General features: G+C 69.2%; 11 protein-coding genes and 1 tRNA gene. 2 read left to right on the top strand and 10 right to left on the bottom strand.

The window, feature by feature from the left end; all coding sequences use genetic code 11:
• Window positions 1-116 precede the first annotated feature (116 nt).
• Window positions 117-189, top strand: a tRNA-Arg gene (locus P3L51_RS34245).
• 171 nt (window positions 190-360) lie between these two features.
• Here P3L51_RS34245 and P3L51_RS34240 read toward each other — a convergent pair.
• Window positions 361-1,020, bottom strand: a complete 660-nt coding sequence (locus tag P3L51_RS34240; RefSeq protein WP_354609260.1) for a hypothetical protein — start codon at window positions 1,018-1,020, stop codon at window positions 361-363.
• A 393-nt stretch (window positions 1,021-1,413) separates the two neighbouring features.
• On the opposite strand from P3L51_RS34240, the gene P3L51_RS34235 reads away from it, so the two are divergent.
• Window positions 1,414-1,725, top strand: a complete 312-nt coding sequence (locus P3L51_RS34235; RefSeq protein ID WP_354609259.1) for a helix-turn-helix domain-containing protein — start codon at window positions 1,414-1,416, stop codon at window positions 1,723-1,725.
• On the opposite strand, the gene P3L51_RS34230 is transcribed toward P3L51_RS34235, so the two are convergent.
• The 9 genes from P3L51_RS34230 to P3L51_RS34190 form a co-directional block, all read right to left on the bottom strand.
• Window positions 1,708-2,160 (bottom strand): hypothetical protein, encoded by a 453-nt coding sequence (locus tag P3L51_RS34230; protein ID WP_354609258.1) that lies wholly within the window; start codon window positions 2,158-2,160, stop codon window positions 1,708-1,710. The two genes, P3L51_RS34235 and P3L51_RS34230, sit on opposite strands and share 18 nt — an antisense overlap.
• Before the next feature lie 91 nt (window positions 2,161-2,251).
• Window positions 2,252-2,383, bottom strand: coding sequence for a hypothetical protein (locus tag P3L51_RS34225; RefSeq protein WP_354609257.1), 132 nt, complete (start codon window positions 2,381-2,383; stop codon window positions 2,252-2,254).
• Window positions 2,384-2,465: 82 nt separating this feature from the next.
• Complete coding sequence (locus tag P3L51_RS34220; protein ID WP_354609256.1) at window positions 2,466-2,657, bottom strand: hypothetical protein; 192 nt, start codon at window positions 2,655-2,657, stop codon at window positions 2,466-2,468.
• Window positions 2,654-3,097 carry a hypothetical protein gene (locus tag P3L51_RS34215; RefSeq protein WP_354609255.1) on the bottom strand — a complete coding sequence of 148 codons (444 nt, stop codon included), beginning with the start codon at window positions 3,095-3,097 and terminating at the stop codon, window positions 2,654-2,656. The genes P3L51_RS34220 and P3L51_RS34215 overlap by 4 nt, the downstream gene beginning before the upstream one ends.
• Complete coding sequence (locus P3L51_RS34210) at window positions 3,094-3,438, bottom strand: hypothetical protein (RefSeq protein WP_354609254.1); 345 nt, start codon at window positions 3,436-3,438, stop codon at window positions 3,094-3,096. Before P3L51_RS34210 ends, P3L51_RS34215 begins: the two co-directional genes overlap by 4 nt.
• 172 nt (window positions 3,439-3,610) lie before the next feature.
• Window positions 3,611-4,816 carry a helix-turn-helix domain-containing protein gene (locus P3L51_RS34205; RefSeq protein WP_354609253.1) on the bottom strand — a complete coding sequence of 402 codons (1,206 nt, stop codon included), beginning with the start codon at window positions 4,814-4,816 and terminating at the stop codon, window positions 3,611-3,613.
• 801 nt (window positions 4,817-5,617) lie between these two features.
• The gene (locus P3L51_RS34200; protein WP_354609252.1) at window positions 5,618-5,950 is read right to left on the bottom strand and encodes a hypothetical protein; all 333 of its coding nucleotides are present in this window, start codon (window positions 5,948-5,950) and stop codon (window positions 5,618-5,620) included.
• Between the two features lie 50 nt (window positions 5,951-6,000).
• A complete protein-coding gene (locus P3L51_RS34195) occupies window positions 6,001-6,261 on the bottom strand; it encodes a holin (protein WP_354609251.1) in 261 nt (86 codons plus the stop codon).
• Between the two features lie 11 nt (window positions 6,262-6,272).
• On the bottom strand, window positions 6,273-6,714 hold a 442-nt coding region (locus P3L51_RS34190; protein ID WP_354609250.1), incomplete at its 5' end, for a LysM peptidoglycan-binding domain-containing protein.

Here is a 6,714-nt window from a genome sequence, read left to right as displayed (position 1 = left end):
GATGTGTATAAGAGACAGCAGGACACCCGCCTCCACCCGAGCCCCGATCCGGTACCCTGTCCATCGAGCGCCACGCCGGGCGCTGTGGCGCACGTCGCGGGCTCAACCCGCCTCCCGCCTCCGTAGCTCAGGGGATAGAGCACCGCTCTCCTAAAGCGGGTGTCGCAGGTTCGAATCCTGCCGGGGGCACGCTTGTCCCCCGCGTGACCTGGACGTTCTCACGAACGTTCAGGCACGTTGGGGGACGTTCGAGCACCTTCGAGCACGGTCGGGGACCATGATCGGCTCCCATTCTGCTCCCACTTGATCTTGCTGTTTCAGCAGGTGAGCACTGCCGCGCGAACAAGCGGGCTCCCGCAGTCACAGGCAGAGCAGACCCTCGAAGTCGAGGCCGATGAGCGACAGCTCGATGTCCAGCAGGCACTCGCCGTCCGGCACCTCGGGCTCGGCCGGCTCCTGGTCGTCCTCGCCGTCGCTGCCCTCCGGAGACGGCTCGGGGGCGACACTCGGCTCCGGATCCCCGGGCCCGGTGGGTGACGGCTCCTCCGGCGCCTCGGGGCTGGACTCCTCGGGCGGCGGGGCAGCCGCTTCCGAGTGGGCCGGCGGCGTCGGCATCGCGGATGCGGACGGGCCCGGAGCCGGCGCGAGACCGCTTCCTGCCGGCTCTGGTGGCTCCGGCGGGTGCGAAGTCCCAACGGTCTGCGACACGGTCACCGTGGCGGCCGCCTGCGGCGGGTGCGGGCCGCCCCCGCCGTCGCCCGAGCAGACAGCAAGCACCAGGACGCCCACGCCAACAGCCGCCGTGACCGCGCCAATCGCCGCCGTCGCCCGCTCCCCCTGCCTCTCGCGCCACCACATCATCGGGGCCAGCGCGCCGGCCCCCGCACCGCCCTGTAATAGACGGAGGCCGGGTCGCTCCTGTACCGCCGCCTGGTGGCTCTTGCGGTAGGCGGCGAACGCACGCTCCACCACGAGTAAGAGCTGCGCACGGCGCTCCAGCGACGGCTCATACTGAGCCATCGCCAGAGTGTCAGCTATCGCTTCGAGTTGAAGATCCAGCGTCCTGTGCCGCGTGCGCTTTCTATCCATTTCCGCCCTCGTACAAGTCCTGGGTTCTTGCGGTTCAGCGTCGAGGCGTCGCCCCGTAGTCAGCAGCTCGAAACGTTTCTCCTCTCGCGGCAGCGATGGCCCCTGACGGGGTGTGAGGAACGGGTGGGAACAATGTGCTCACCGTGACGTGGCATATGCAAGGTGTCAGCACCAAATACGCAATTGCCTCTGGACCGTTATATTCCGCACGCTCGAATGCGGCTGAGTCACCATCAGGGCGACATCTGACCGCAGGGGCCGTGAGCGGCATTGGCGACCGTTTGGGTACTGACTCATGCTCAGTACCCGCATTGCGTTTGTCGAGTGTCCCGACGCCGCAATCCCCGACCGGCCTGGATCGAGGCCCGATCCCGGGCGCTCGGCCAGCGCATCGCCAAAGCACGAGCCGAGAGGCGCTGGTCCCAGGACGAACTCGCCGACAGGGCCGGCCTAGATCGCCGCTCCCTCCAGCGATACGAGAACGCCGTACGCGAACCGCGGTTCGGCGATCTGCTCCTCATCGCGGCCGCTCTCGACATGCCGATCGACAAGCTCGTACGCGAGCCCGAACAGCGAACCGAGGGCCAGCCGCTGGACGGGAACGTACGGGACGCAGGGTCACCCGACGAGGGTTAGACCTGCGGCTCGGTCTGAGCGATCGTGAGCGGGCAGCAGAGCGCGGGCCTGGGCCATGTGTTCGGAGTCGGTGAGGGTGAATCGGCCGGTAAGCAGGCGGTCATGCCCGTAGACCGTCTTGAAGAGATCCGTGGTGCTGTCGCGCTCCAGCGACCATTCCGCGTCGTCCAGATCGAGAGTGCCCGGCTTACGGACCACGCGCCCGCTCCAGCCCACACACATCAGCCAGCAGGCCTCGGCGAAACTGGGCCCTCCGGCGGACCCGTACACCCGCGTCGGCTGGTGCCGCGCGGCAATGTCGATGAGCGGCATGTCCGGGATGATGGCGATGGGGATGTAGCCGATAACGGCAGTCTCTCCGAAGGCGCCCAACGTGGTGTACGTGAGGATGCCGTACTGGTCCGGCCACGTGTGGAGGAGCGGAAGCACGGTCACTCGTCCGGTTCCCGTCACAGGCTCTGTCATGATCTTCCCTTCGCGACGGATCGGCCCGCCCCAGTCTTCCAGGGCGGGCCGTCCTGATGTGTCAGCTTGCGCGGTAGCCGCCGTTGTCGCCGCAGCCGCTGCTCGGGTTGGAGCCGCCGCCGTCGCCGTCTTCGATGTCGGTGTTGTCCTCGTCGCCCTGGACAATCGCCCAGCGCTGTACCGTTCCGTTCATGTGCCGTGCCCTTCTCTCGATGGGTGGTGCATGACCCGTCTCGGCCGGGGTTTCTTGGTCGGAGTCACGGCCGGGGCGGGGGTCAGTGGGGTTGCATGTAGCGGCGGACCGGGTCCTCGTGGGCGCCACGGTGCAGGGCAAGCAGGCGTTCGATGCACGAGCGGCAGGCGTGCAGGGGCGTTTCTCCCTCTGGTCCGGTGATCTCGCCGAAGCGCTTCACCTGGAGTCCGGCGCGGTCGCAGCGGAAACAGTCGCCCATCGCGTAGTCGCTCACGGCACAGCCGGGGGAATGCCAGCAGGCGTGCGGTCACGGTGCATTGGAGTGCACCACCCGCCCTCCGGATGGTCAGAGAGCGGCAGGAGGTCGTGAAGCCGCACGCACCACGCGCAGGCGAGGATGTCCCAGCCGGGCCCGCTGTCCGAATGGAAGATCCCGACGACGACCAGGCCGTCGTCCGACTTGCGGCACCACGAGCAGGAACCGACTTCTACACGCGCCACCTCGTGTACGCCGTACTCGTCCGAGATGCGGAGGGTCCTGTAACCCGGCTCCCCCGGCGGTACGTAAGCGAACACGGCGACGGCAGCCACCTGCGCGGCCGCCCGCAGGTCGTCGTTCACCTGGCACGGGCGGCCGGCGGTGCAGACGACGCATGACAGTCCATGGGCCCGGAACGCGGCGTCGGCCTCGTCGTCCGCCGGTGCGCCGGTCACGGCTGCTCTGTCAGCGCGGCTACGGCGTCGCGTACCGCTACGGAGCCCCGGATCAGCGCGGCCGCCCTCGGGCAGTACCCGCCGTCGGCGCGTGCTCGGCAGGCGGAGCAATCGCGTTCGTGGTCCGCCACGCGCTGGAGTGCGGCGCCGTCGGCCGCCGTCAGCTCGTCCGCCGTGGGTTCTCGGACTTTCTCCGTGTCGCGCGTGAGCTCACGGCCACCGAGTAGCGGGCGGATGTAGACGCTGGTGGGGTACGTCTCCATCAGCTCGAAGAGATCGCCCGTAAGGGCGTCGATGACCAACGGCCGTGCGGCCGTGCTGCTCTCGTGGGGCGCGCTCACGATGGGCTCCCTGGGCTGTGATGGGAGCGGCGCCGGCCGGTCTCTGGCGGAGGTGAGGCCGACGCCGCATCATGCACATCACGCTAGGGATCCACGCGATTACAGCCCAGTGACGTAAGCCACCAGTCGCACCGTCAAGTGTGCCTGGACTAGGACGTGTTGTCCTACCGAGTCAGAGACTGGGCTCGATCCCGAGACGCGTAGCGAGACCACGCAGCGGAGTACTACGCCGGCGCTCCGCTTCCCACAGCTCCCGCACCGTCGTCAACGCCAGGACCTGAAAGCGGATCCACTCGGGCTGGTCCTCCTCCACCCGGAGCAGGGTCTCCAGGGCGCCCTCGCGGTCGCCGGTCTGATGCTGCGCCTGCGCGACATCAACGCGATGCGCGGCTGAGTGCACAGGTCGGGTGATCTCGTCCGTGTCGACGCGGCGAGACAGCCGCAGTGCCTCAGCAGGCTCAGGATCCCGGCCTGCCAGTGCGATGTTCACCTGCTGGGTGCGGACGTCGACGACGGAGAACGCGCTGCCGTACGCGCGGACCGGGCCGGACCGGGTGGCCGCCGCCTCGGCCACGGTCAGCATTTCCATAGCGTCATCGCGCTGGCCCTGACGCGCCGCCGGTGTGGCGGCAGCGACCAGCAGATTCCCGTACACGGCAAGCTGCTTGGGCGTGGCCCGGCGGAACGACGGCTCCAACTCGTCGGCCTTCCGCTCGGCGACGGCTTGAGCCTGCTCCCACCGGCCTTGCCGCAGCAGCACCCAGGACAGGGTGGACACGCCCATGCCGGCCATCAGCGGATCGCTCGCCCGCGCCGCGGCGTCCAGCTGCTTCTCAACAGCGGAGTACGCCCAATCCGGGTGCCCGGCCTGCGTCGCGAGGGACGCGGCGAGCTGGTACACGAGCGCGAGCTGGCGCCACACTTTCTCGGTGGGAGTCTCCCTGGCGACCGCCCGTCCGTCGCGCAGTAGCAGCGGTAGCACCCCTGACAGGGCCGAGTAGCCGCCCTCCCAGTACATGCTCGTAGCCGCCTTGACCGACGCGGTCCACTCGGTCTCGCCAGGCGGATCTTCCAAGTCCTCGTCGACCAGGACACCGGGCAGCGCGCCGACATCCTGGATCGCGTCACGTAGCGCCAGGAGACCGCCGTCATCGGAGAGTTCACGTGTCACTGTGGGCTGTCCTACCAAGCGTTCGAGCTGGACATCGAGGGCCCGCGCCAGAGCACGCAGGGTATCGATGCGAGCTGACCGCCGTTGGTTCTGCTCAAGCTTCCGGACGGTATCCACGGACACGTCGGCCCGCTGGGCGAGCTCGTCCTGGGTGACGTCACGAAACTCGCGCAGCTCGCGAATGCGGTCGCCAATGGTCTTGTTCATGTGGACCTCCGCCAGAAGGTGGTGCCACAACGCTACTCCCACACACGACGAAAGCGTCCCGCTCTCCGGGGAGGAGAGCGGGACGCGGTGGTTAGAGTCTTCGTCGTTCTGCCGGCAGGGCGCCCGGTGTCGTGCTGCCTGGTGGCGGGTCGGGGCTGGGCTCGGGCGCAGTGGTGCGGCGGCAGATGAGTGCGTCGGGGTCGTCTGCTGGGGGTTGGAGGGTGTACCCGTCCGGGCAGTTCTGACCGTCACGTCCGGGCGCCCCGTTGGCCCCGTTCTCCCCGTCCTTACCGTCGGCGCCTGCGGGGCCAGGAGGCCCCGCAGGGCCGGCGGGTCCGGCAGGTCCGGCAGGCCCCACGACGGTTTCTCCTGGTGGCCCGGTGATGCCCTCACCGGGTGGCCCGGCGGGGCCGGGCGACGGGGTGGGTGCGTCCCGTCCGGCGGGGCCTGGCGTGCCCTGGGACCCCTTCTCTCCTGCTGGGCCGGGCGGCCCTGGGATCGGTACAGGTACCTCGGCACGGTCCGGCAGATTGTCGATCTGCCGTGCTGGGTCCGGCGCTGCCGGTGTTTCGCCCCCTGCGGATATCTGCGCGCGCAGCACCCGCACGTCACCGGCCAACGTGCTGACTGCCGTGCCGCGGCGGTTCGCCTCGGTGGCGAGATCGGCCGCACGCCCGTCGGCAGCGTCGATCCTCACCCACACGAGCACCAGGGCGCCGGACAGGACGAGCAGAACGGCGGTCAGTGCGAGGGGACGCCAACGCCGGACGAGGACACCAGCCTTGCGGTGCGGTGTGGCCATCACGGCGTGTGCCCTTCCAGCTCGGCGATCCGCGCACGCAACTCGCCGCGCTCGGCGGTCAGTTCACTGATCCGTCGTTCCAAGGTCGCCTTGTCGGCACGCTCTTGAGCGAGGTCGGCGTACGCCTGGGCCAGGCGGAGCTCGGTTTCCGTGAGCTTCGCCTGGGCTTGGGCCCGCTCCTCCTGGAGCTGATCTACCAGGCCCCCGTATCCGGTGATGAGCACCCCGGACTGTGTGACGCGCTGCTGCCCACGGTGCCCGTACACGGCGGCGAGTGCCGTGATGAGACCGGCCGCGACGAGACCGACCGCACCCCATGTTGCAGCGTCCACGCTGTACCTCCGGATCGTGCAGGGGAACTACAGCGCGGACGCCATCAGCATCAGGCGTCCGGCCCGTACACGCCCGACTCGCGGCGCCGCAGCGGGATGGTGCGCGGGGTGTGCTTGGCGACCCAGCCGCCGACGAGCGTGATCGCGGCCGGTATGAGTGCGAGGACGAACGGGGTGAGCCCGTTGGGCATCCACTCCACCAGGCGCGCGTCGTCCTGGATCGCGACGAGTGAGGCGACGAGGCCGGTGGATCCGGCGTACGCGCCGGCGGTCGCGGCGCTGACCTTCTTCTCTACAGGCTGATTGGGCATGGCGAACTGCCTCATTTCTTGGGGAGCTTGAGTTCCTGGCCGGGGGTCAGGGCGGTGGTGATCAGGTTGTTGAGGCGGGAGATCTCGCCCCAGCGCTGGCCGTTGCCGAGCTTGTCGGCGGCGATCGACCAGAGGGTGTCGCCGTACTTGACCTCGTACGGCGGGGCGGGCCGCGAACCCAGGCGCTCGTCGATGCTCTGGCGCAGGCTGGCCATGGAGACGCCGCGGGGGTCGATCTTCCCGGGCTGCCATTCCAGGTGGCCGATGACCGAGGGCGCGCTCCATTTGTGGACACGGCAGACGGCCGCGGCCGCGGCCTCCATGGCCTCGACCTGGACGGCGGGCCACGGGTCCTTGCCGTCGCCCAGGTTCTCGCACTCGAACCCGTAGAAGTGCCTGTTCCCGTCCGTGTTGGCCTCGTTGTCCGGTGGCAGGGCCGTCTCGGCGATCACG

Source organism: Streptomyces panacea (assembly GCF_040560175.1).
Taxonomy (GTDB): Bacteria; Actinomycetota; Actinomycetes; order Streptomycetales; family Streptomycetaceae; genus Streptomyces; species Streptomyces panacea.
This window is presented reverse-complemented; position numbering and strand designations above follow the sequence as displayed.